This is a genomic window from Vibrio sp. A1-1, assembly GCF_021728175.1.
In the GTDB taxonomy this organism is placed as follows: domain Bacteria; phylum Pseudomonadota; class Gammaproteobacteria; order Enterobacterales; family Vibrionaceae; genus Vibrio; species Vibrio diabolicus.
In genome coordinates, this window is the sequence record NZ_JAKKCL010000012.1 from 54,091 (window position 1) to 76,605 (window position 22,515).

Annotated in this window: 19 protein-coding genes and 1 tRNA gene; 9 read left to right on the plus strand and 11 right to left on the minus strand. The window is 45.0% G+C overall.

What is annotated here, in order from left to right; translation table 11 throughout:
- The first annotated feature begins 6 nt into the window (after positions 1-6).
- Positions 7-1,233 carry an L-2-hydroxyglutarate oxidase gene (gene lhgO / locus L3V30_RS16665; protein ID WP_237309342.1) on the plus strand — a complete coding sequence of 409 codons (1,227 nt, stop codon included), beginning with the start codon at positions 7-9 and terminating at the stop codon, positions 1,231-1,233.
- Positions 1,234-1,280: 47 nt separating this feature from the next.
- Here lhgO and L3V30_RS16670 read toward each other — a convergent pair whose 3' ends face one another.
- The 3 genes from L3V30_RS16670 to L3V30_RS16680 form a co-directional block, all read right to left on the minus strand.
- Entirely contained in the window at positions 1,281-1,685 is a 405-nt protein-coding gene (locus L3V30_RS16670) for a cystatin (protein WP_237309343.1), read from the minus strand.
- Positions 1,686-1,859: 174 nt separating this feature from the next.
- A complete protein-coding gene (gene cydB, locus L3V30_RS16675) occupies positions 1,860-2,858 on the minus strand; it encodes a cytochrome d ubiquinol oxidase subunit II (protein WP_005393631.1) in 999 nt (332 codons plus the stop codon).
- 11 nt (positions 2,859-2,869) lie between these two features.
- Positions 2,870-4,258, minus strand: coding sequence for a cytochrome ubiquinol oxidase subunit I (locus L3V30_RS16680; protein ID WP_237309344.1), 1,389 nt, complete (start codon positions 4,256-4,258; stop codon positions 2,870-2,872).
- A gap of 162 nt (positions 4,259-4,420) precedes the next feature.
- On the opposite strand from L3V30_RS16680, the gene L3V30_RS16685 reads away from it, so the two are divergent.
- Together L3V30_RS16685 and L3V30_RS16690 are read left to right on the plus strand one after the other, a co-directional pair.
- The gene (locus L3V30_RS16685; protein ID WP_047007977.1) at positions 4,421-5,665 is read left to right on the plus strand and encodes an NADH:ubiquinone reductase (Na(+)-transporting) subunit B; all 1,245 of its coding nucleotides are present in this window, start codon (positions 4,421-4,423) and stop codon (positions 5,663-5,665) included.
- Between the two features lie 298 nt (positions 5,666-5,963).
- Positions 5,964-7,364, plus strand: coding sequence for a tryptophanase (locus tag L3V30_RS16690; RefSeq protein WP_048624681.1), 1,401 nt, complete (start codon positions 5,964-5,966; stop codon positions 7,362-7,364).
- Positions 7,365-7,438: 74 nt separating this feature from the next.
- Here L3V30_RS16690 and L3V30_RS16695 read toward each other — a convergent pair whose 3' ends face one another.
- Together L3V30_RS16695 and L3V30_RS16700 are read right to left on the minus strand one after the other, a co-directional pair.
- Positions 7,439-8,050 (minus strand): DUF2913 family protein, encoded by a 612-nt coding sequence (locus L3V30_RS16695; protein ID WP_237309345.1) that lies wholly within the window; start codon positions 8,048-8,050, stop codon positions 7,439-7,441.
- A gap of 32 nt (positions 8,051-8,082) precedes the next feature.
- Positions 8,083-8,166 (minus strand) — tRNA-Leu (locus L3V30_RS16700).
- Positions 8,167-8,728: 562 nt separating this feature from the next.
- Here L3V30_RS16700 and L3V30_RS16705 point away from each other — a divergent pair.
- On the plus strand, positions 8,729-9,937 hold the full coding sequence (locus tag L3V30_RS16705; RefSeq protein ID WP_005393641.1) for a NupC/NupG family nucleoside CNT transporter: 1,209 nt from the start codon (positions 8,729-8,731) through the stop codon (positions 9,935-9,937).
- A gap of 54 nt (positions 9,938-9,991) precedes the next feature.
- Here L3V30_RS16705 and L3V30_RS16710 read toward each other — a convergent pair whose 3' ends face one another.
- On the minus strand, positions 9,992-11,080 hold the full coding sequence (locus tag L3V30_RS16710; protein WP_237309346.1) for a DUF3541 domain-containing protein: 1,089 nt from the start codon (positions 11,078-11,080) through the stop codon (positions 9,992-9,994).
- 69 nt (positions 11,081-11,149) lie between these two features.
- Positions 11,150-11,755 carry an alpha-ketoglutarate-dependent dioxygenase AlkB gene (locus L3V30_RS16715; protein WP_104973364.1) on the minus strand — a complete coding sequence of 202 codons (606 nt, stop codon included), beginning with the start codon at positions 11,753-11,755 and terminating at the stop codon, positions 11,150-11,152.
- Between the two features lie 131 nt (positions 11,756-11,886).
- On the opposite strand from L3V30_RS16715, the gene L3V30_RS16720 reads away from it, so the two are divergent.
- On the plus strand, positions 11,887-13,242 hold the full coding sequence (locus tag L3V30_RS16720; protein ID WP_237309347.1) for a diguanylate cyclase: 1,356 nt from the start codon (positions 11,887-11,889) through the stop codon (positions 13,240-13,242).
- A 388-nt stretch (positions 13,243-13,630) separates the two neighbouring features.
- Here L3V30_RS16720 and L3V30_RS16725 read toward each other — a convergent pair whose 3' ends face one another.
- Entirely contained in the window at positions 13,631-15,187 is a 1,557-nt protein-coding gene (locus L3V30_RS16725) for a DUF3612 domain-containing protein (protein WP_237309348.1), read from the minus strand.
- 175 nt (positions 15,188-15,362) lie between these two features.
- Between L3V30_RS16725 and L3V30_RS16730 the strand changes: the two genes are divergently transcribed.
- Positions 15,363-15,941: a malate synthase gene (locus L3V30_RS16730; protein ID WP_005393653.1), complete on the plus strand. Its 579-nt coding sequence runs from the start codon at positions 15,363-15,365 to the stop codon at positions 15,939-15,941.
- A 104-nt stretch (positions 15,942-16,045) separates the two neighbouring features.
- On the opposite strand, the gene L3V30_RS16735 is transcribed toward L3V30_RS16730, so the two are convergent.
- Positions 16,046-17,059, minus strand: coding sequence for a GGDEF domain-containing protein (locus tag L3V30_RS16735; RefSeq protein ID WP_005393654.1), 1,014 nt, complete (start codon positions 17,057-17,059; stop codon positions 16,046-16,048).
- Between the two features lie 366 nt (positions 17,060-17,425).
- On the opposite strand from L3V30_RS16735, the gene L3V30_RS16740 reads away from it, so the two are divergent.
- The 3 genes from L3V30_RS16740 to L3V30_RS16750 are packed head-to-tail and all read left to right on the plus strand — an operon-like array spanning position 17,426 to position 21,015.
- Positions 17,426-18,760: a DASH family cryptochrome gene (locus tag L3V30_RS16740; protein WP_237309349.1), complete on the plus strand. Its 1,335-nt coding sequence runs from the start codon at positions 17,426-17,428 to the stop codon at positions 18,758-18,760.
- A gap of 3 nt (positions 18,761-18,763) precedes the next feature.
- The gene (locus L3V30_RS16745) at positions 18,764-20,308 is read left to right on the plus strand and encodes a cryptochrome/photolyase family protein (protein WP_237309350.1); all 1,545 of its coding nucleotides are present in this window, start codon (positions 18,764-18,766) and stop codon (positions 20,306-20,308) included.
- Entirely contained in the window at positions 20,308-21,015 is a 708-nt protein-coding gene (locus L3V30_RS16750; protein WP_237309351.1) for an SDR family oxidoreductase, read from the plus strand. The genes L3V30_RS16745 and L3V30_RS16750 overlap by 1 nt, the downstream gene beginning before the upstream one ends.
- Positions 21,016-21,086: 71 nt before the next feature.
- Here L3V30_RS16750 and L3V30_RS16755 read toward each other — a convergent pair whose 3' ends face one another.
- Positions 21,087-21,233, minus strand: a complete 147-nt coding sequence (locus L3V30_RS16755; protein WP_237309381.1) for a DUF2256 domain-containing protein — start codon at positions 21,231-21,233, stop codon at positions 21,087-21,089.
- Positions 21,234-21,284: 51 nt separating this feature from the next.
- Positions 21,285-22,427 carry a peptide-methionine (R)-S-oxide reductase MsrB gene (gene msrB / locus L3V30_RS16760; RefSeq protein WP_237309352.1) on the minus strand — a complete coding sequence of 381 codons (1,143 nt, stop codon included), beginning with the start codon at positions 22,425-22,427 and terminating at the stop codon, positions 21,285-21,287.
- Between the last annotated feature and the right edge of the window lie 88 nt (positions 22,428-22,515).

The window sequence follows — 22,515 nt, forward strand, 5'->3', positions numbered from 1 at the left end:
GGTCGTATGAAATCAGTCTATGACTACATCATTGTTGGTGGCGGTATCGTTGGTGTGTCGACGGCATGGCAACTGCAGCAGCGTCACCCAGACAAATCCATTTTATTGGTTGAGAAAGAGTCCGGTTTTGCCAAGCACCAAACCGGACACAATAGTGGCGTGATTCATGCCGGGGTGTACTACGCTCCGGGCAGTTTAAAAGCAGATTTTTGTAAGCGCGGGGTAGAGCGAACCATTTCGTTCTGCGCTGAGCACGATATTCCGGTGGAGAACTGTGGCAAGTTACTGGTTGCGACCAACGAGCAAGAAGTCGAACGCATGAATGCCCTCTATGAGCGCTGTCATGTCAACGGCATTGACGTAAAGCTACTCGATGAAGTTCAACTCAAGCTGGCTGAGCCAAACATCACAGGCTTAGGCGCGATTTATGTCAAAACCACCAGTATTATCGATTATCGTTTGGTTACTGAGCAGATGGCGGAAGAGTTCAAAAAGCTCGGCGGTCAAATCAGTCTGAGAACCAAAGTGGTGGCTGCCGAAGAGAAAGACGAAGAAGTTCAATTGACCTGCATTTCAGACGGTCAAACCATGCAGCTTAATACCAAGTTCTTGGTTACTTGCAGCGGCTTGATGGCGGATCGCATGACTAAGATGATGGGTATTCCAACTGACTTTCAGATCATCCCTTATCGTGGTGAATACTACCGCTTAGATAGCAAACACGACCAAGTGGTGAATCATCTTATTTATCCAATTCCCGACCCTGATTTGCCATTCTTGGGCGTCCACCTGACTCGCATGATTGATGGCAGTGTGACCGTAGGTCCAAATGCGGTGCAAGGCTGGAAGCGAGAAGGGTACGACAAGGTTAACTTCAGCTTGCAAGATACCATGCAAATGCTCAGCTTCTCCGGCTTTTGGAAGGTGACACAAAAGCATCTAAAAACCGGCCTGGATGAGTTTAAGAACTCGTGGTGGAAGCCGGGCTACCTCAAGTTGGTCAACAAATATTGCCCAAGCATCAAGGTAGACGATCTCAAACCATATCCTGCGGGTATTCGTGCGCAAGCGGTGTTATCCGACGGAACCTTGGTTCATGACTTCTTGTTTGCCGAAAGCGCCAGAAGCCTGCACGTTTGCAACGCACCCTCTCCCGCAGCGACATCTGCGATGCCAATTGGGGAATACATTTGCGATAAAGTGAATGAGAAGATAGAGGCGAAAACGGCATAAAACAAAGGCGACGGAACTGTCGCCTTTGCTATATTTGAAGCGAGGTTTTATGACTCGCCTTCTTTAGGGCAAAGCTTACCTTTCTTGGCGTGCCTTTCGATCATGTAATCGCCTCGGGCACTGTGCAATACAATTGCATTCCAGACTTGGCCATCTTGCAACTCGAACTCAAACGCATAATGGGTGCCGCCGACCATTTTCGTTCTCACCTCATGAATTGCTTTCAATTCATCATCGGCATTCATTTGATAAAGCACCATGTTAAGTGAGCGTCTGGCGTCAGGAGTTGCCTCAGCAAGTTGCCAATGGCTCTGTTCGTTTGTTGCGGAGCAAATAGACCGCATTTTACTTTTCATGGCGGATGACATCTGCTTGTCTACGGCCAATGCATTTGGTGAAAACAGTGGAACCGTCAAAGGAATCAAAGTTACCAGAAACCGCTTTAAGGTCATAAAAACACTCCGTTGTTTTACTCTTGCTTGAGTATAGACCTCAATGACTTCAGATGTGGTGCAGTAGACTCTTGGCCTACAATATCGCAGCTCGTATCAGCGAACTGACGATAAACAAGGCGACCACGCTTGCCAGCCAAATGCCAATGAACCACAAAATGGGTTTTAGTTTCATTAGTGATATCCCTCTCCACGTTTCATCTTACCGCGGAAAACCCAATACGAATAAGCCGTGTAGGCTATGATCAGAGGAAGTAATACCACCGCACCGGCAAGTAAAAATGCCAAACTTTTATCTGGCGCGGCGACGTCTTGATAAGTGAGTGCGAATGGGACCAAGTAAGGAAATGTACTGACACCGAAACCCATCGCGGAAACGAGAAACAGGCCGATGGCAAGTACATAGGCACGAACAGCTTTGTGGTCGAGTAAGGCTTTGAATAGCTGCCAAATGAGTGCCGCTGCAATAATTGGTAAGATGAAAAACAGCAGCGAGTTTGGTAATGAGAACCAACGTTCAAAGACGATATGTTGGCTCAATGGCAACCACAAACTGGCGATGAATATACAGGCTACCATTGCTAGCCCCCATCGTCGCGCGACCACGTAGTAACGCCCCATCAGCTCTTCTGGAAGCTTGATTAATAACCAGCATGAACCAAGCAGAATATAAGCACAAACAAGCGCCAAGCCACAAAATACGCTAAATGGCGAAAGCCAATCAAACCATCCACCTGCGTATGCTCGTTCACTAACTTCTATACCTTGGAGCAGGGTTCCAAGCATAATGCCTTGCATCAATGCCGCGGTGAGTGAACCAATGAAAAAAGCGCTATCCCATAAAAACTTTCCGCGTTGTGTTCGGAAGCGATACTCAAAAGAAACCCCGCGCAGAATTAACCCGAGCAGCATTAAAATCAGGGGAGCATAGAGTGCTGGCATAATGACCGCGTAGGCGAGGGGGAACACGGCAAAAAGCCCACCACCGCCAAGAACTAACCAAGTTTCATTACCATCCCAAACAGGAGCGATGCTGTTCATCATCATGTCGCGCTCTTCATCGTCATTAGCGCTGAGGAATAGGATACCAATACCGAGATCAAAGCCATCTAACACGACATAAATCAGAACGGCGAGCCCAATCAAAGCGTACCAAATTAATGCGTAATCCATGAGCTAGCCTCCTAGGTTAGATGGTTAGAGTGTGTGATGGCATCGGTTTTCGTGCCATCAGGAAGTCGGCTGTCTAAGCCTTCTTCATAACGAGTTGGAGATTTGCGCATCAAACGCAGGAGATAGAAGAAGCCAGCTCCAAAAACCACAAAGTAAACCACGATGAACGCCGTCAGGGAGACGCTCACCGCGGCGGCATCAATAGGCGATGCCGAATTGGCTGTGGTTAAAAGACCGTATACGGTGTAAGGCTGGCGACCGACTTCGGTGGTTATCCAGCCTGCTAAAACTGCAATGAACCCCGCTGGGGCAAACAGGACACAAATACGTTGAAGTGCCCTTGAATCAAAAAGTTTGCGACGTTTTCTTAGCCATAGGCTCCACAAACCAATAACAAGCATGGCAAAACCAAGCGCGACCATTACTCGGAAAGACCAGAAAACGATGGACATAGGAGGGTGTTCTTCCTCTGGAAAAGCATCTAAGCCCTTTACTTTGCCGTTGAGGTCATGAGTTAAAATCAAGCTACCGAGTTTGGGGATTTCTAGTGCGTATTCCATACGTTTTTCTTCATCGTTAGGGATACCGAAGAGAATCAATGGCGCGCCTTGGTGAGACTCATAGTGCCCTTCCATCGCGGCAACTTTGGCGGGTTGATGTTCAAGGGTGTTTAATCCGTGCATGTCTCCAGCAACGATTTGAATTGGTGTCACGATGGCTGCCATCCACATTGCCATCGAGAACATAATTCTGGCTAGTGGATTATGGTTTGCTTTTAATAAGTGATAAGCGGCAACGCCCGTTACAACAAAGGCGGTAGTGAGGTAAGCCGCGAGCAACATATGGACGAGCCGATAAGGGAAGGAAGGGTTGAAGACAATCGCCCACCAATCTTCAGGGATAAACTGTCCGGCTTCTTTGATACTATAGCCCGCTGGTGTTTGCATCCAACTATTAACCGAAAGTATCCAAAACGCAGACAAAAACGTCCCGAATGCAACAATACAAGTCGCGGCGAAGTGAAGCTTCTTACCTACCTTATCCATACCGAAAAGCATCACGCCTAAAAACCCCGCTTCGAGGAAAAATGCAGTGAAAACTTCATAACCCATTAGCGGGCCTAGGATTGGGCCTGTTTTGTCGGCAAACACGCTCCAGTTGGTCCCGAATTGATAGCTCAACACGATGCCACTTACCACACCCATACCAAAACTGATGGCAAAGATTTTGAGCCAGTATTTATAGATCTGCATGTACTGTTTGTTGCCCGTTTTTAAGTACAAGCCTTCTAACACGGCGAGGTAACTTGCCAAACCAATCGTAAACGCTGGAAAAATGATGTGGAAAGAGACAGTAAAGGCAAATTGGAATCTGGCTAAATCGATGGCGAGTGTATCCATGGGCATTCCCTTTTAAGTTTCGAATTAACAGTTCGCCGAATTAGAAGAGATGAGGGAAGAGCGACGAACAAAATGGAATACGAAGAAGGAAGGCTAAGAGATTAAAAAACGATCGCTTTTTACGGTAGTGCGTACCATCTTTTAGATAAAGGAGGAGTTGTTATGAGCCTTAAACACTACTTTGAGAAAGCGACACCTAAGTTTGGCCCAGGTGGGAAGTATCACAAGTTCTATCCATTGTTCGAAGCTGTCGAAACCATTTTTTACACGCCTGGTAAGGTTAACCAGGGCATGACTCACGTTCGAGATAGCATCGATTTAAAACGTATTATGATCATGGTGTGGCTGGCGGTCTTCCCTGCCATGTTCTGGGGTATGTACAACATAGGTCAGCAGTCCAGCGATGCTTTGTTGTATGGAATGGATCAAGCCTCAGCTCAGCAAGCGCTGGCCTCTTCGTGGCAACTGAGTTGGGTATGGGGCTCGTTAGATGCGGTTTCACAGGCGGGGTGGGCAAGTAAAATGTGGCTTGGCGCCACTTACTTTATTCCGGTTTATGCGACGGTGTTTATCGTTGGTGGTTTCTGGGAAGTTCTGTTTGCTATTGTTCGAAAGCATGAGGTGAACGAAGGCTTTTTTGTCAGCTCTATACTATTCGCGCTGATCCTTCCTCCGACAATTCCACTGTGGCAAGCGGCTTTAGGTATCACTTTCGGTATTGTTGTGGCGAAGGAGATTTTCGGTGGTACGGGGCGAAACTTCTTAAACCCGGCACTAGCAGGGCGAGCCTTCTTGTACTTCGCTTATCCCGCTAACATGTCTGGCGGGGCTGTTTGGGTTGCGGCAGATGGTTACTCTGGCGCTACACCGCTGAGCCAATGGTATGAAGGTGGACAAAGTGCCTTGATAAATAGTATGACGGGACAGCCAATTTCATGGGGAGATGCTCTTGTTGGTAATTTGCCAGGCTCGATGGGTGAAGTCTCCACGCTGTTGATTGCATTAACAGGCTTTATTCTTATCTTTATGAAGATAGCGTCGTGGCGAATCGTTGCAGGCGTGTTGGTTGGTTTAGTGGCGGCTTCATTATTATTGAATGCGATCGGTTCGGACTCTAACCCAATGTTCTCCATGCCGTTTTACTGGCACTTCGTGATTGGTGGGGTCGCGTTTGGTACCTTCTTTATGGCGACAGATCCTGTCTCGGCGGCTTTTACCAATGGCGGTAAATGGGCATACGGACTATTAATCGGTGTGATGACGATTTTTATCCGAGTGCTGAACCCAGCTTATCCAGAAGGCATCATGTTAGCGATTCTATTTGCTAACTTATTCGCGCCACTTTTCGATTATTTAGTCAAAGAAAGTAATATCAAACGCAGAATGAAAAGGGCGAGACCTTCTTAAAATGAGGGTGACTTCACTGAAAGTTGATTGAAAACTGCACTATATTGAAAAGGTCAGAAACATGGGGTTTCTGGCTTTTTATTTTTATCAGGAGGACGAAGACGATGAGAATAAAGGATATTCTCGATAGCCGTTTGGTGCTGTCGTTCTGGTACAACCTAGACTACTGCTTGTCTCTTCTTAGTAAAATCTCTTCTCGTTGATTTCCTCAATGCAACCGCATTGAAAAGCATTTTATCTATTTGTTTTTTAGTCTTACGTGATAGCGCGTAGGACAATGCGTATAAGGAAATTAACAATGAAACGTATTCCAGAACCTTTCCGTATCAAAATGGTTGAGCCAATCAAAATGACCACTTTGGCAGACCGTGAAGTCGCGTTAAAAGAAGCGGGTTATAACCCATTTCTTCTTCGTAGTGATGATGTTTATATCGATTTGCTGACTGACTCTGGCACTGGTGCCATGAGTGATAATCAGTGGGCTGGCATCATGATGGGGGATGAATCTTATGCGGGTAGCCGAAATTACTACAACCTGTGTGATGCAGTCGAGCACTTCTTTGGTTACAAGCTCACCGTGCCTGCGCACCAAGGACGTGGTGCCGAGCAAATTTTGTTCCCAGCTTTGATTGAGCGTATGCGTCAGGTGCGTGGTGGCGAAACGCCAGTATTTATCTCGAACTACCATTTTGATACCACCGCGGGTCACATTGAACTCAATGGCGGTAAAGCGATTAACGTGGTAACGGAAGAAGCATTCGACACCACTACGCCTTATGATTGGAAGGGCAACTTTGATATCGATAAGCTGGTGGCAACAATTGAAGCGCACGGTTCACATAACATTTGTGCGATTATCACCACGATTACTTGTAATAGCTCCGGTGGCCAGCCTGTGTCGATGGAAAACATGCGCAGCGTGTACGAAATCGCAACCAAGTACGATATTCCAGTGGTGATTGACTCGGCTCGTTACTGTGAGAACGCCTACTTTATTAAGCAGCGTGAAGAAGGGTACGAAGATAAATCGATTCTGGAAATCATTCGCGAGATGTATCAATACGGCGATATGCTCACTATGTCGGCTAAGAAAGACCCGATGGTAAACATTGGTGGTATGTGTTGTATTCGTGATCATAAAGAGTTGTTCCAAGCAGTGCAGACACGTTGTGTACCCATGGAAGGGTTTGTGACATACGGTGGTATGGCTGGGCGTGATATGGAAGCGCTCGCTCGAGGTTTGTATGAAGCGGCAGATGAAGATTTTCTTCACTACCGAATTAGCCAAGTTCAATACTTAGGTGAGCGCTTACGTGAAGGCGGTATTCCAATTCAATACCCAACGGGTGGTCACGCAGTGTTTGTGGATGCCGCTAAGATTTTGCCACATATTCCAACGGATCAGTTCCCTGCGCAGGTATTGTGTAATGCCTTGTACTTGGAGGCGGGTATTCGGGCAGTAGAGATAGGATCACTACTGCTTGGTCGTGACCCTGATACGGGTAAACAAAAAGCGTCAGAGTTAGAATTAATGCGTTTGACCATTCCACGCCGCGTCTATACCAACGACCATATGGATTACATTGCGGATGCGATTATCGAGCTGAAAAATCGTGCACATGAGTTAAAAGGGCTCACTTTTGAGTATGAACCACCAGTGCTGCGCCACTTTACTGCTCGGTTTAAAGAAATCGATTAATTAACGTTTGAATATAGAAAAGCAAAAGGCCGCGAGTTTCGCGGCCTTTTTCGATTTGTTTCTTAGCGTTACAGTTACGCCAACTCTAATGTAATGCGAACAAACTGATCGTCCTGGTACTGCACTTCATAATTGAATGAACCACTGGCGTAAATGCTGCCAAGGAAAAGTGAGCGTTGACTCATTGGTCCACGGAACAGCATCGAAATAGGAGCGATTAGGGCGTTATTATCATCGAAATGCTGATTTAAGTTCTCAGAAAGCACACACAGCAAACAGCCGTGTTGGTCGTGAGATAAGTCGACGTCTTCCGGTCGAGATAATAATACGGTAGTCCCCAACTTCTTCTCAATCTCGTTAATCAACAGCAAGTAGCTATCTAGATCGGGTTGAGGATTGCTGGGTTTGTCTGCACCGACGCAGCGCTCGAGTAATGCTTCCAGATTTCCGTTCTCACCTTTTGCCTGCTGAGTCAAAGATTTTAACGGCTTTTTAATCAGCTTATAGCGATTACTCTTCAGTTTTGGTTTCAGCCATTTCTGAAGTAAGTCATTACGTTCTTTAAGGGAGAGGCCATGCGAGGACGCGTGAATTTTAAAGTGCAGGTGCAATAAAGCGTGAACCGCAAGCTCACTCAGAAGTTGGTTAGCATCTGTAGACTGTCTTGCCTGCTTAGAACTTTGCATTACACTCGAACAAAATTAGGGAAGAAGGATAATGGTGCCGAGAGAGGGACTCGAACCCTCACACCAAAGGCACTAGCACCTCATGCTAGCGTGTCTACCAATTTCACCATCTCGGCATCATGATGCTCTGAATACTCAGAGGCCTCGAAAAGAAGCACCGCGAATTGTATAACCAAAATCCATCTGTTGGCGAGAGCAAAATGACGAATTTTGTATCTTTCGAGTTTGATTGCGTATTTATTGGTCACTTTTGCGTTTTTTACCATCAAAGTCTGTCCTTATGCCCTTACTTTTATTAACAGTATGACGACAAAAGAACGTTTTTGCCTAAATTTTGAACGCTTGAACGTTTGCGTAAATAAATGTGATGAATATCTCTTTTTGTTGGCTATACTTGCGTCCCGTTTAAGCGGGAATTAGGGTTTAGTTGTTCAGGACCCTTACCCATACAAGCCGTCACATGGATCAGGCCAAGCAATACGCTCGCCAGCAGTGAATGACCCCACGGACCGGACCAGCTACGTTCAATTGCTTGTATAAGGTAAAAATAAGATGTCGAACTATTCGTTCTGTCTACATTCTGGATCTGAAGGCGAGTTATCACTCGCTGCGTTGTCCCTTTCTTCTGCCAATTCCTTTGGCTCTTTTTTCTTTTTCAACGTTCAGTAGGTCCAGGTCATGAGTGTTCTATTTAGTCTATTTGGTATTGTTGCACTGCTAGGTTGTGCTTTCCTACTTTCTGAGGGCCGTTCTTCCATTAATTGGAAAACCGTATCTCGCGCCTTGATGCTACAAATGGGATTTGCTGCCTTAGTGCTTTATTTCCCGTTAGGTCAGGCGGCGCTGGCGAGTTTAAGTAATGGTGTCGCGGGGCTACTCAGCTTTGCTGATGAGGGGATTAAATTCCTCTTTGGTGACCTCGCTTCTTCTGGCTTTATCTTCGCTATTCGTGTCCTTCCTATCATCATCTTCTTCAGTGCTCTTATCTCCGCCCTTTACTACTTGGGCATTATGCAAAAAGTGATTCAATTTATTGGCGGTGCTATCCAGAAGTTCTTGGGCACCAGCAAAGCAGAGTCTCTGGTTGCAACAGGCAACATTTTCTTATCTCAAGGCGAGTCCCCACTTCTTATTCGTCCATTTCTTTCGAACATGACTCGCTCTGAACTGTTTGCTGTGATGGCTGGTGGTATGGCTTCAGTGGCGGGCAGTGTGCTTGGTGGTTATGCCGGTTTAGGTGTTGACCTAAAATACTTGATTGCGGCAAGCTTTATGGCAGCTCCAGGTAGTTTGATGATGGCAAAAATCATTGTTCCTGAACGCCAAACGCCAAGCGATTACAACGATATTGAGCTAGATAAATCAGAAGAAAGCAACGTTATTGATGCGCTAGCAAGCGGTGCCATGGGCGGTATGAAAGTGGCCGTTGCTGTTGGTACCATGCTTATCGCTTTTGTTAGTGTTATCGCGATGGTGAACACGGGACTAGAAAACTTAGGTGACATACTTGGTTTCTCTGGTGTGACGCTACAAGCGATTTTTGGTTACTTGTTTGCACCTCTAGCGTGGTTGATTGGTGTGCCAAGCCATGAAATTCTTGCTGCGGGTTCATACATTGGTCAGAAAGTTGTGATGAACGAGTTTGTTGCGTTCATCGATTTTGTACAGCACAAAGCGACGCTGTCTGAGCATACTCAAGTCATCATCACTTTTGCGTTGTGTGGCTTTGCAAACATTGGTTCAATTGCTATTCAGCTGGGTTCTATCGGCGTGATGGCGCCTGAGCGCCGCAAAGATGTAGCAAGCCTAGGTCTAAAAGCGGTTGCTGCTGGCACACTCGCTAACCTGATGAGTGCGTGTTTAGCGGGTATTTTCATCTCGCTCTAATTTAGATTGAAGATGCACACTAAAAACCCGCCTAAATGGCGGGTTTTATTATTTCTAAGGCTTAGGGTTTAAGCCGTAGGGTATTGATTTAAAAGCGTCAGGGTGCTCTTGATAAGTTGGCGCTTTATGTACCCCTTTCCAATCGAGCAGCATGATGGCTAGCACGTTACGGTGCTCGCCGTACTTGAGATCAAAACTCCCATCGACCGATGGAATCATCCCTTTTTCAGCGTTGATTGCGTGACGAATGGCTTGGCGGGTTTTCTCGACGACCGGATCGTGATCCAAGCCTGCTAATAAAAACGAAATGCCGACTTCCGCAATCACGTCTTCTTTGGCGCGCAGTAGGATAGTGTCGATGTTGTTGCGAAAGTAATCATAAATCCATTGGTGTTTCTTTTCGCTTACCCGCACTTGATAGTACTGTGAGTCGGCAAAGATGATGTGCGTCATACCATAGAGTTTATTCCAATACTGCTGAGCTGACAGCATCTTATCTTTATCGTCGGGATAGGTACTGCGAAAGGTTTGAGCAAATTCGTCGACCACATCTTGCTCACCTAGCTGGCGAAGCCAGTAGACTTGGTTTGCGAGCTGAGCTGCCCACGCCTCTATCATTTCTTTGTCCGTAACGTAACGCGAGAAATCGTAGCGCCTCAGGATCTTTCTTAGCGTCTTGTCTTGCTTATGTTTCAGACCATATTCGTTTGCTCTTGCCATTGCGCCAAGCAAATCCACGCCAAGATAAAGATATTCAGGATGGTGTTTAGTGACGGTATAGCGTCGTTGCCCTCGCTCACTTTCTTTCTCTTGATACGCGGTCAATCTTTGTGATGAATAAAGAATAATGTCTTCAGGTTCAACGACTTCATTAGCAAATCGGTTTAATCGGCTAGCTACTTGTGCCATGTCGGTCCAAACGGCAGCGAGATATTTCTCATCTAACGTCTGACGGTACATGCGTAAGCCAAAGTGCCCCTCTTTAAACGCAGGTAAAGTGAACAGTTCCTGCTCGTAGGTACTACGAATCAACTGTGCTGATTGAGCATTATCTAGGAGCGGTATCTCTTCTTGTGATGCCTGAACAGCAAAGGTAAGTGAGCAAGAGAGTAAGACCGCTAAGCTAAGAGGTTTGATACGCATAAATCCATTCCCTATGAAGTCCTGAATCTAAACCTACCATCAATATTAATTAAGAATGTAAAAGCTGAGTCAATAGTTAAAAATCTGTCGAAAAGTCAGATTGATACGTTCACCTTTGGTTTTCGCGGTTTTTGGTACACAGTGTTTCCAGTGATGTTGGAGCTCGCCAGCCATAACCAGTAAGGAGCCGTGAGAAAGCTCATATTCAATCTCAGTTTTACAATGTAAATTTCTGAGCAAAAATCGACGTGTTTCACCTAAATTCAAAGAGGCGATAACCGGGTTTCTACCTAGCTCTGGTTCATTGTCTTGGTGCCAGCCCATCGAATCTTGGCCGTGTCGGTATAGGTTGGCAAGTACAGAGTTGAAGGCTACATCCGCAATCGTCTCACAGCGCACTTTGAGCTGAGTTAACTCAGGAGTCCAAGGGTGAGGCTGCATGGTCAAGCCAGAGTAAGTATATGCTGCATCACCATGCCACGCTTGTAAACGAGGTTGAAGTACTGACTTGCCGAACATGGTAATGCGCTCTTGATGCCATGGCAGTGTTTTCAGAAGTTGGTCAAAGTAGTGATCCGCTTCTAGATGGCTAAGAAAATAAGGATCGTAATAGAGTTTCCCCCTTTCTACTTCTTGCCACTGAGTACCGTCAAATAAATCGCCTTGTTGATGCATCATCTCATACCTAAAACATAAAAAATTTTAATCACTGTTACCTTTCCGATTGGGATTGGTTATTCTTGTAATAATAAGAATTTTAACAATAAATAAAAATCTCGTAACGATATACGAGTTGTGGGGAGAAAATGCGTTATTTACCCAGAAAGCGATGCTATTTTGCATTGTTCTTCCTCTGTTTTTTCGCTTTATGCGTTGGGGTTATTGAGCTGTTGCATCGAAATCAGCAAGAGCTTCACCAAGAGCGAGTTCAAGTTGAGGCCAAAGAACAACTTTCCACCCTCCGTTCCAATTTGGAAGCGGTACTTATGGCGGATATCTATAAAGCCAGTACCTTGGCGACACTCATTACTTTGCTGCCTAAAAACCAAGAAGACGAATTGAACATTGCGGCTCACCGCATTCTGAACAAAAGCAAACATATTACGATCATTGGCATCGCGAAGAATGATGTTATCAGTCATATATTTCCCCGCCAAGGTAATGAGCGTTTAATTGGCCTCGATTACCGAACGGTGCCACAGCAGTGGGTGCAGGTGCAAAAAGCCAAGGATATACAAGAAATATTTATAGCAGGGCCTGTCAACTTGATTCAAGGCGGCAAAGGCTTGATCGTGCGGGTTCCGGTTTTTCTTGATCCACCGTTGAACCAAGATTATTGGGGTGTGATCAGTGCGGTGATTAATTTTGATGCTCTGATGCGAGAAACTGGCGTGATCGATTTCTCTTATCGCTATCCTTTGATGATTCGTGGTTACGACAGTGGCGGTGCTTTTGGTGACGTTTTCTTTGGCGCACTGAGTGAAACCAAAACGCCATACGCGAAAGAAATGGTTCATTTTCCTTATGGTGGGTGGAGTATGGTGGTTTTCTCCGGAGACAAACTCGACCATCAAATTCCTTGGCATCAGCTTTATTTAGCAAGGCTCATCGGTTATCCCATTGTTTTTGCACTGAGCTTCGCGCTTATTGCGATTTATCGCTTGTACACCATTGCGGATGATAGAGCACTGCATGATGAACTGACACACTTACCAAACCGTCGCTATTTTATGAAGTTTTACAAGCAGCAGTTTGAAATAGCGAAACGTTACAAAAAGCGTTACAGCTTCGCCTTAATCAATATAGATCTGGATAGGTTTAAACATATTAACGATACCTATGGTCATGACGCAGGCGACAAGGTCTTAGTCGCTACGGCTGAAAGAGTGAAAAGCTCTCTGCGTAAATCAGATATTGTGGCCCGAATGGGAGGGGATGAGTTTTTAGTTGTCGTTCATAACCCTGGGACGGAAGAAAATGTTCAGTCTCTGCTACAAAAGCTCAGGTTAGCTTTATGTTCGACGCCCGTGATTTACGATGAAGCGCTCATCTACCTGAGAACCAGCATTGGGTACGCGATATTTGATCCGGACATGTCATCTCCAGAGCAAATGATGAAAATAGCCGATGAGAGAATGTATCAACAAAAACATGGCGGATGAACCTGAGCCCAGTTTCAATCAGGGCTTTGGAGCAGTGGTAAGGTTAAGAATCCGAAATCTCACCATCATTTGGGTATAAGAATATATGACTTTACATGTTAATAGACTCTTTGCTGAGAGAGTCATTATTAGCAGTGCATGAAGTGGCATATTTGCATGTTATTGCATTTTGCAAATGCAGTTTGCGAAATTCATGGTCAATAAAGCAACGATATGCATCTGGATCTATTAAAAAACGGCCTTTTTAAAGTTGGCACGCATCGTGCTTTATCTAGAGTGACCCTTATTAAGCCGAGGGTCACCTAGCCAACTGACGTTGTTAGTGAATACACATTGTTCACAAGTATATACCGCCAATCACGATTATTGTGATTGGCGTTTTTTCTTTCTAGAGACCAATAATATTCACGTCGTCACCTGTCTCATCGGCTTCTCCGCACTTACTGTAACAACTAGGCTGCCTTGGACAAACTGCCCCTCTTGAGCAGATTAGCCTAGCTTGGGTTTGAATACCTCGTTCTATCCAATTGATGTTTAATATCTTAGCGATGGTTGTTAAGTCTTTTTTGATGTGGGGAGGAATGACACTACTTCCGCCGGAAGCGACACAAAGTGACTTTAGCTCTTCCGCAATAGAAACTGCATCACCACCTTGCGCAGAAATCGCAGGGTTTAAATCTATCCCCGCGCACAACACTCGGTTGTTCCCCGCAGGGTCAAATACGTTGACTGATTCACAACAGTAAATACGTGGCTCGTCGCCAACATTCAAAATCGAAATTTGCGCTGAACTGGTATCCAAAGGTTGGGCTAGACGTCTAAATACGGCCCAGTGTTGGCAAGGATCGTTCACTTTGCGCATATTGCCCCAAGGAAGCGGGATGCCATTTCCACGATATACCGCTTTCAACTTGCCCGGACCATAGGCATCAAAGTAGTGCCAATGAGGGTACGGAGAAACCACGGTCATACGACGCATCGCAACGGAAGGAGAAACGCCAGCCTTTTTGTGAACATCAATTTCGTAACCGGAACGGTCAAGCAACTGACGAAATGGTACTTTGGGGCAAAGCAGGGCACCAGCAAAAAAGCTGGACTCAAAATCGCGCCAAGCTTGTAGGATATCTTGCGAGTTGAGCTCAGAGTTGGAAACTGGGCTGTCCATTTGCTCCCAGTTGTTTTGATGCCCAATAGATAAAACGTTATTCATTGCATCACTGCTATGGAGCACGCGATGGCCGATGTATACCGCCAAGTCATATTTCAATCGGGTTGGGTAGTCACGCATTCGTTTATTGAGATAAATGGTGCCAGGTGGCTCCATGAAAGACGTAATCAACTGTTTGGCGCTGACGCCCAGTTCATCAATCACATCCTGTGGTGCTCGGTCTACCCAGCGAATATCCAACCCCATGCTTTTCGCAATATCTATCAGATCTTCTACCGATAGATTCAGGCGTTTCAAGCCGACCTCTTCGGCTGCGCGTTCTAAATCAGGAAAATGGTTTTGATGGTTTTCTTGGTGCGCACGGATCAATAAGTGGGCGAATTGACGTCCAGTAATACCTGTTTGAGACAACATCTCTGGAATCGCGATTTGGAGAATATCATTGGAGAACAAAAAGCTCGGCTCCAATGCCATACCGTTGATACCGCCACGATTCCCTTTGTTGGGTGTAATGGCTTCTAGTTCCGGTTCATCATCTAAAAACCACGTAGGATCTTTTTGAAAAACTTCCGCGATTACTTCGAGCATATCAATACTCGGAACGCGTTTTCCGCGCTCTATCATCGAAAGGTAAGATACCGACGGTGCGTACTCAGGATTGATCCTTACACAGCGTGCAGATAAATCCTCCATCGTTAAATGGTTGTTTTTCCTTAGGTTGCGAATTTTCGTACCTAGAAAATGGGACTGACGGATAAGGCTTTTTGACACAGACATTTTGTAAAATTCACATTGTAAAATTTTTGTTGTGAAATTGTAGTCAATATTTCGCTAGTCTACATAATAAGCAGGCAAGGAAATTAACCATCAACTTCACAGAATTGCCTGAAACTTAAACGAAGGAATTAAGTTTTTACTCTAGGACGAGTTTTTTAAGTGCGAGGATATGACGATGAATATGCTGAACTTCGATAAAAAAGAGATGCAACAACAACAACGCCCATTTATCGCTGAAGCTGTATTTGCCGTCGAAGCGGTAAGTGCTGAGCAGCAGAGCGAGAAGCAAGTAAAAGCGAAGCAACTACTAGACCGCATGTTCCCATTGGAGAACGGGTCGCACCAAGATGTATCAAGTTACGTAATTGATTACCGCCATGTATTGGCTTACTTCAAAGACGGCACACACAGCGGCCTGAAAAGCCCAAAACACTTTGTGGCGTATACGGGTGAGAAAGAAGATCCAAAATCGATCTTGTTTAAAGACGATTCAGGTAACCACGTAGAAGTGCTATTTGGCTGTCATAAAGGCACCGGTTGTGTGGAGTTGATGGATATTGATGACATTCAACTGGAAACACGCACTACGTTTAATCCTGAACTGACGGGTAATGCGCCGACGGCGATGCGCCACTGGATCAGCTTAATCAAAGGCGACAAAAAAGGTAAGCCGATGGCATGTAGTGAAGATAAAGAATACACTGCGAAAAACGGTGACGACTATATTCTAAGCTACTGCTACAGTGTCGATTAAGATGTGAAGCGCCAGATAAATAGACCCCGCACTCAATAGTGCGGGGTTTTTATTCTATTTCGAAAAAGTCGGTCCTATTAACCAAGCTTACATAACAAGTTGATTTAAATGGGCATTACGCGGTTACGACCGAGTTGTTTTGCCTCATAAAGTTGCTTATCGGCTTTATTGACCAGAGCTTCAGGTGTATCACCCACCTCATATTCTGCTACCCCAAAAGAAGCGGTAATGCTGTGAACTTGTGTACCAGAACGCTTATCTCTGATGCGCAGTTTTTCTATCATGCGGCGTAGGGTGTCTGCATATTGGCGAGCAATTCGCAGAGATTTATTGGGCACAATTAAAGCGAACTCTTCACCACCAAAACGATACGCGCATATTCCATCTCGACAGCTTTGTTGTAGTCGACGGGCAATGGCTTTTAGTACCGTATCGCCGAAAAGGTGGCCATAATTGTCGTTAAATGACTTGAAATGGTCGATATCAAGCATGATCAAGGTCATTGCTTGATTTGATGCGATAAGCGAAGACAGATCTTTATCAAAAGCTCGACGGTTGTAAAGGTTGGATAGACCATCAAATAATGCGTCTTGCTGTACTTCAGCCAGCTGATTTTTGAGGCGAGAAATTTCTTCACTCGCATTAGTTAATTGGCTATTCAAAAACTTTGTCGAGTGACGAATTTCGTGTGACTCTGCGACAAGTTGACGAATCACCACCATCACTTCTTCAATACTTAAGCTGTTGTCTTCAACTTTTTCTAGCTTATTAAAACTTTTGTCTACCATTTCAGAAAAGGAAGAAGTATCTGAAAGTGTATCGCTCATCGAGCTGGACACTTCATGCAGCAGAACTTCTACATTGGTTCTAAGATCTTCAAGGCTAGTTTCTGCTTTACTGGCAACATAGTTGTTATAAAGCTGTTTATTGGTTGCAGGCGGGCAGATACCGTAGTTTTCTAACACCGTATCCAACTCAAAGTTGAGTTCAGGAATGGTCTTGTCAACGTAGGTATACCAAAGCGCATAGTTGGCTGGCGTGGCAGCAACATGATTTTTGATCATTAGTGGGACCGCTTTTTTCAAATTAGCGGTCGATTTTTTAAACTCGTCGGTCATTTCTGCGATGGTACTAGCAAAATGGAATTGGACTTAGATTAACGGATATTAACCAATATCGCTTTAATTTTTATCATTTTTGCATGGTTTATATAAAAAATGAGTGATTAAGACCGTTATCAATATCGCCAAATTTTAATTTTATAAAATCTTAGTATGAAACATGTGCAAACGATGTTTTGGTGTTAAGGGCTCTAAGATGACCAGCCAATTGGTTTAGTGAGATTGTCAGTAACCTAATGATCGTAAAGCCCTATTGCCCGTACAACAACGAGTGGAATAAAAGACTTAGCGCTTAGGCTATTTGCAACAAGAACGCGGGACTCCGAGTTTACAAAAAACGAGTTTACAAAAAGAGGGTGCGACTTGGATAAGAAAATAGGACTGTATTGGTTCACTAATGACCTGCGTTTGCATGACAACCCGCTGTTGATAGACGCTTGTGCAGAAATGGATGAGTTAATTTGTTTGTATTGTCGCCCCTCGGTGACACCTTACTTGCAGCACTTTGCGCAGGAGACCTCTTTAGGGCGTGCGAAATTGCAGTTTCTCGAGGCATCGCTTAATGAACTTAATCAATCTTTAGCTAAATTGGGGCAACGATTATGGACGGTTGAACTGACGCCCTATCAAGCGATCAAATATGCCATCAGTCATTTCGGTATCACTCATATTTATGCTGATGCGTTTGCTGGTTCGGATGAGCAACAGGCACTAGAGCGTGCAATTGAAGGCACTCCCCATGTGAACATAAAACAGCAAGCGATCCGTACTTTGTTGTGCGAAGAACAGTTACCATTTGAATTAAGGCAACTGCCTGCGACCTTCACGAAATTTAGAAAGCAGGTCGAAGGTTTAGACCTCTCTCAACCTTACGAGAGCGTTCATGCTTTACCGCCAGAACCTTCAGGTATGAATTTTCCTACCGCCACGACATATTACTTTGACACCAAACCAGCATTTGATGGCGGAGAACTGAGCGGTCTTGAACATTGTCGACGCTATTTTGCTTCAAGTTTAGCGAGTGAATATAAACAGACGCGCAATGGGCTTGATGGGGTGGAGTATTCAACTAAATTTTCACCTTGGTTAGCTCATGGTTGCGTCTCTCCTACAATCATTTATGCCATGCTCAAACAATATGAGCAGAAGAACGGAGCAAATGATTCAACCTATTGGATCTATTTCGAGTTGTTGTGGCGGGAATACTTTTATTGGTACGCGAGAAAGTATCAACAGAAGTTGTTTCGATTTGGCGGTATCGCCAACCAGCCACCACTGACCAGTTTTTATGCGCAACGCTTCAAGCAGTGGAAGAAAGGCGAGACACCTTTTCCAATCGTTAACGCATGTATGCATCAGCTTAATAAAACGGGTTATATATCTAACCGAGGACGCCAACTGGTCGCGAGCTGTCTGGTTCATGAACTCGGACTCGACTGGCGCTACGGTGCTGCTTATTTTGAAACTCAGTTGATTGATTACGATGTCGGCTCTAATTGGGGCAACTGGCAGTATTTGGCTGGTGTTGACGCTGACCCACGTGGCTCACGTCAGTTTAATCTAGAAAAGCAGACACAAACTTATGATCCAGATTTCTCATTTATCGACAAATGGCAGGGGAGATGCGTAGGCGTACATCTTGATAGTGTCGATATGGTGGATTGGCCGATTGCGCCAAAAAAAGAGAGCGGGAGATAACCAATGCATTACGAGACGGTTCGGCTCATTCTTGGTGACCAACTTAATAGCGAGCATTCGTGGTTTCAACGTGTAGACGACTCGGTGCTTTACCTTGTCGCTGAGTTAAAACAAGAAAATACTTACGTTACGCATCACATTCAAAAGGTGTGTGCTTTTTTCTCTGCGATGGTGAATTTTGCTAACGAGCTGCAGGAAGAAGGGCATCAAGTTTTACACCTCACGTTGGATGACACACAATCTTTCGAGGATCTTGCGCAAGTCTTACAACACTACGTGAGTGAAGTTGGTGCAAGTAAGTTTGAATATCAACGCCCCGACGAATACCGTTTACTAGAGCAGTTAGCCAAACTAAAGCTTGATGGGGTCGTGATGCGTAGCGTCGATTCGGAACACTTTTTGTTACCGTTTGAGGAAATAGAATCGCAGTTTCCTCAAGGTAAACACATCATGATGGAGCACTTTTATCGCCGTATGCGTAAGCGCTTCGACATCTTGATGCAAGACGGTAAGCCTATTGGTGGAAAGTGGAACTACGACGCCAATAACCGAAATAAACTTAAAGCAAAAGACATTGAACAGCTGCCAAAGCCATTAATGTTTAGTCATGACGTCAGTGATATTGTCGAGCGCTTAGGTCGGCACAACATTCAAACCATAGGTAAATTAAATGGTGATTTACTTTGGCCAGTAAATCGCTCTCAAAGCTTGTCTTTACTTGCGCATTTTTGTCAGGTCTGTTTGCCACTGTTTGGTCGTTTTCAAGACGCCATGACAGGTCAGCACGATGCTAAATGGAGCTTGTATCACAGCCGGATTTCGTTCTCGCTGAACAGCAAGCTGCTGAATCCGCGAGAGGTGATTGACGCTTCACTAAAGGCATTTCATGCCAATGCCGACATCGATATTTCTCAGGTAGAAGGTTTTATTCGTCAGATCTTGGGATGGCGAGAGTACATCCGAGGCGTTTATTGGGCGAACATGCCTCATTACCCGAAACAGAATGAACTGGAAGCGAGTAGAAAGCTGCCAGACTTCTTCTGGAACGGCGAAACCAAAATGGCCTGTATGCGAAACGCGATTGGCCAGTCTCTTGATTACGCTTATGCGCACCACATTCAGCGCTTGATGGTAACCGGTAACTTTTGTTTATTAACCGAGATCGACCCAGACCAAGTGGATGAATGGTATCTCGGTATCTACGTTGATGCGATTGAATGGGTAGAAATGCCCAATACGCGCGGTATGGCACTGTTTGCAGATGGTGGGATTGTTGGCACCAAACCGTATGCGGCGAGTGGCTCTTACATCAACAAAATGAGCGACTACTGTAAGGGTTGCCATTACGACAATAAGGCGAGGAGCGGGGAAGGATCGTGTCCGTTTAACAGCTTGTATTGGCGCTTTATGAACAAACACGACAAACGCTTAGCAACGAATCCACGTATAGGGATGATTTTCCGATCTTGGGACAATATCGAAGAGCAGCAACGCCAAGCGATATTAGATACCGCAGAGCACTATATGGAAAACTTGGAGAGCTTGTAATGGACATACTGATCGTTGGTGGAAATGGCGGCATTGGATTGGCGATGGTTCAACAAGCGCTAGTTCGCTTTCCCCAAGCTCGCGTGCATGCCACTTATCGTAAGCACCAACCAGATTGGCAACACCCAAATGTAGTTTGGCATCAAGTGGATGTATCGCAGGACGAGCAGGTGAAAGCACTCAGTGAGCAAATTGAACATGTTGATTGGTTGGTGAACTGCGTTGGTATGTTGCACACCCAAGATAAAGGCCCTGAGAAGAATCTTAGCTCGCTCGACGCAGACTTTTTTCAGCAAACCATCATGGTTAATACTTTGCCTAGTTTACTGTTGGCGAAATACTTCACGCCCAAGTTAAAACGCAGTACCAACCCCAAGTTTACGACCATTTCGGCCAAAGTTGGCAGTATTAGTGATAATCACTTAGGCGGTTGGTACAGCTATCGTGCATCGAAAGCCGCGTTAAATATGTTCCTCAAAACCATGTCGATTGAATGGCGGAGAATGGTCAAACACGGGACTGTACTCGCTCTTCACCCAGGCACAACAGATACGGCTTTGTCGGCACCTTTTCAAGCGAATGTACCTGAAGGAAAGCTGTTTAGCCCAGAGCGTGTCGCGCGAGACTTATGGGGATTGATTGACAAAGCAACCCCGCAGGATAGCGGGGCATTTTGGGCTTATGATGGTGCCTTGTTACCTTGGTGAAGCGCAGCTTGGTCTGAGCCACGTTACCTTGGAAAATAAGGCTAGCAGTGCGGCATAAAGTTTTTGTGGTTCTAACTTTTGACTGATTTGTTTCTTCGGCAGCGCTCAGAACAGTAAACGACTTCGTCCCAATTTCTTGTCCATTTCTTTCTCCAAGAAAATGGCCGATGGCAAACAGAGCAGATTTTGGTTGGTAATTGTGTTTTAAAACCTTTCAGCTGGTACTCCCCATTCGCCATCGTATGCCCTTGAAGTTGAATGAATAGGAACTAGTTATCAAAGAGATAAAGATACTCTTCATACCCCTGCGTTTTCATTTCACTTACAGGTACAAATTTCATTGCCGCAGAGTTCATGCAGTAGCGTAATCCTGTTGGCTTCGGACCGTCTTTAAACACATGACCAAGGTGAGAATCACCAAACTTACTGCGAACCTCCGTTCTTGGATAAATCAGCTTGTAATCGGTTTTTTCAACGATGTAACCTGGGTTGATTGGCTTAGTGAAACTTGGCCAACCCGTCCCCGATTTGTATTTATCGGTAGAAGAAAACAACGGCTCACCAGTTACGATATCAACGTAAATCCCCGCTTCTTTGTTGTCCCAATATTCGTTGTCGAACGGACGTTCGGTGCCTTCTTCTTGTGTTACGTAGTATTGCAACTCCGTTAAGTTTGATTTGATCTCGGACTTAGCAGGCTTACTGTACTCTTTCACTTTTGATAGCAACTTTTTTTCTTCGATCAACTGACGAAGCGTTTTTGGGGTCTCTTTACGATCATCACCAAATACTTCATCCAAGTATTTATCTCGACCAGACGCATAGCGGTAATACTTATACTTTAAGCTGCTCTTTTTGTAGTAGTCTTGGTGATACTCTTCTGCAGGATAAAACTTCTCAAACTCGATCAGTTCTGTTTTCAACGGTTTTGGATAGATCATCGCCTTGTCGATTTCCATCATAAACTGTTCTGCGATCTGCTTTTGTTCCGCGTTATGATAGAAAATAGCAGGGCGATACTGTGGGCCACGGTCGACAAAAGAGCCTTTATCGTCAGTAGGATCGATATGACGAAAAAAGTAGTCCAACACTTGCTCGTAACTAACCACTTTAGGATCGTACTTAACTTCGATCACTTCTATGTGACCTGATTTACCTGATGAAACTTGGCGATAAGTTGGGTTTTCAACATGACCACCAGAATAGCCTGATATGACATCGACTACGCCAGTCAACTGTTCCAAATCCGATTCTGTACACCAGAAACAGCCGCCAGCCAGTGTGGCGATTTCTGCATTCTCTGAAGCCTTCATCTTATCCATCGTATCGGCGGTGCCTGCTTTACTCAAAAGTAGGAACAAGACAGGAAGTGCGAAAGAGAATCCGACCAATAACTTAGATATATTCTTCATAGCTACCTCAACGTTGTTTTTCGTAGAAAGTGTGACTGAAATAAAAAGTGTTACGTATAGAGAAAGGCAACCGAGCGAAAAAATTACA

Excerpts from the sequence above, each read along its gene's own strand:
- L3V30_RS16710 (WP_237309346.1), bottom strand. The coding sequence starts at position 11,080 with ATGCGTATCAAACCTCTTAGCTTAGCGGTCTTACTCTCTTGCTCACTT.
- L3V30_RS16695 (WP_237309345.1), bottom strand. The coding sequence starts at position 8,050 with ATGCAAAGTTCTAAGCAGGCAAGACAGTCTACAGATGCTAACCAACTT.
- L3V30_RS16705 (WP_005393641.1), top strand. The coding sequence starts at position 8,729 with ATGAGTGTTCTATTTAGTCTATTTGGTATTGTTGCACTGCTAGGTTGT.
- lhgO (WP_237309342.1), top strand. The coding sequence starts at position 7 with ATGAAATCAGTCTATGACTACATCATTGTTGGTGGCGGTATCGTTGGT.
- L3V30_RS16735 (WP_005393654.1), bottom strand. The coding sequence starts at position 17,059 with ATGACCGACGAGTTTAAAAAATCGACCGCTAATTTGAAAAAAGCGGTC.
- L3V30_RS16725 (WP_237309348.1), bottom strand. The coding sequence starts at position 15,187 with ATGTCTGTGTCAAAAAGCCTTATCCGTCAGTCCCATTTTCTAGGTACG.
- L3V30_RS16730 (WP_005393653.1), top strand. The coding sequence starts at position 15,363 with ATGAATATGCTGAACTTCGATAAAAAAGAGATGCAACAACAACAACGC.
- L3V30_RS16690 (WP_048624681.1), top strand. The coding sequence starts at position 5,964 with ATGAAACGTATTCCAGAACCTTTCCGTATCAAAATGGTTGAGCCAATC.
- L3V30_RS16715 (WP_104973364.1), bottom strand. The coding sequence starts at position 11,755 with ATGCATCAACAAGGCGATTTATTTGACGGTACTCAGTGGCAAGAAGTA.
- L3V30_RS16720 (WP_237309347.1), top strand. The coding sequence starts at position 11,887 with ATGCGTTATTTACCCAGAAAGCGATGCTATTTTGCATTGTTCTTCCTC.
- L3V30_RS16680 (WP_237309344.1), bottom strand. The coding sequence starts at position 4,258 with ATGGATACACTCGCCATCGATTTAGCCAGATTCCAATTTGCCTTTACT.
- L3V30_RS16685 (WP_047007977.1), top strand. The coding sequence starts at position 4,421 with ATGAGCCTTAAACACTACTTTGAGAAAGCGACACCTAAGTTTGGCCCA.
- cydB (WP_005393631.1), bottom strand. The coding sequence starts at position 2,858 with ATGGATTACGCATTAATTTGGTACGCTTTGATTGGGCTCGCCGTTCTG.
- L3V30_RS16745 (WP_237309350.1), top strand. The coding sequence starts at position 18,764 with ATGCATTACGAGACGGTTCGGCTCATTCTTGGTGACCAACTTAATAGC.
- L3V30_RS16750 (WP_237309351.1), top strand. The coding sequence starts at position 20,308 with ATGGACATACTGATCGTTGGTGGAAATGGCGGCATTGGATTGGCGATG.
- L3V30_RS16670 (WP_237309343.1), bottom strand. The coding sequence starts at position 1,685 with ATGACCTTAAAGCGGTTTCTGGTAACTTTGATTCCTTTGACGGTTCCA.
- msrB (WP_237309352.1), bottom strand. The coding sequence starts at position 22,427 with ATGAAGAATATATCTAAGTTATTGGTCGGATTCTCTTTCGCACTTCCT.